The following is a 1033-nucleotide window of genomic DNA, read 5'->3' as shown; positions in this document are numbered from 1 at the left end:
TGGCTTTTGTGGTCTGCACTCCAACGGTTTCATTGCTTACTTTCGTCGTGACCAGACTCTTTCGAGCCCTTTACATGAGGACTGGGGAGAAGTACCCCAGAGAGAGTCGGCTCTCTATTCATCAAATGCGACTTTGCACGTCGCGCTTCGGATCATACGGCTCCTCATTATAGGAACCATTGTCATTGGTACCTTGACCACGGATTCTCATCCAATGTCTTGGAGTTGATTTTGGTTCCGTGTTTTGCATCGTGACAATGTAGGTGTAATAATTCCAGATTTTTGTCTTTGTTACTTCCACCTAGTGTGCGTGGTAGAATGTGATGCTTTTCCAGTAAGTCGCCATCCCTGAAGGTAAGCCCACAATGAGCGCATTTCCGGAAACGAAACCTTAGATAGTGGAGCCTTACTACAAAAGACTTCAACCTTTTACGCATAACCTACCAACTATAAAGGCTCCACTATCTTACGGTAACTTCAAACCCTTCTTGCCGTTCTAAAAGCCTTCCCTTCTGAGTGGTCATCTCAGGATGCTTTCTCATTCTGGTACTCCAATAGATTAAGTTTCCATCGTAGGGGCTTCTAGTTTCCTTGACTTTAGCATGCCTTATAATTTTGGTTTTGGCATGTTTGGGGAGGTAGTTATCCTCGTTAGTCATGAATGTCCAGTTATCCCCTTCAATGGTTCCCCAGTATTTATTGTTTACCCAGGTTCTTGATTTTCTGGGATGTCTCCTATATCCCCATCTCCGTAATTTATTCCATAGCATGTGTCCTAATTCGCTGAATGTTTCTTTGCTACAGACAGTTCTGTTGTAATTACTCCATCCGCGTATAATAGGTTTTAGGTGGCTTATTAAGGCTTCCTGTGGGGCAGCTCTATGTTGTTTGATTACATTTGAGAGCCAGGGTACAGCGGCGAAAAATTATGGCTCAGATAAGTTAGACTGTAGGGGAATCGAAGCTTTTAAAACCTTAAGCATATACCTTGGATCCATACTGGCTCGTTTGACTTTTTGACGAGTACTGCGTT

Annotated in this window: 2 protein-coding genes; both read right to left on the bottom strand. The window is 43.4% G+C overall.

From position 1 onward, the window contains the following. Window positions 1–182: 182 nt before the first annotated feature. Entirely contained in the window at window positions 183–437 is a 255-nt protein-coding gene (locus F6K37_RS44240) for an HNH endonuclease (RefSeq protein ID WP_287257460.1), read from the bottom strand. A 24-nt stretch (window positions 438–461) separates the two neighbouring features. Then, window positions 462–893, bottom strand: coding sequence for a group II intron maturase-specific domain-containing protein (locus tag F6K37_RS44235; protein WP_287257461.1), 432 nt, complete (start codon window positions 891–893; stop codon window positions 462–464). Window positions 894–1033 lie beyond the last annotated feature (140 nt).

This window comes from Moorena sp. SIO4E2, from assembly GCF_010671945.1.
In the GTDB taxonomy this organism is placed as follows: Bacteria; Cyanobacteriota; Cyanobacteriia; order Cyanobacteriales; family Coleofasciculaceae; genus Moorena; species Moorena producens.
This window is presented reverse-complemented; position numbering and strand designations above follow the sequence as displayed.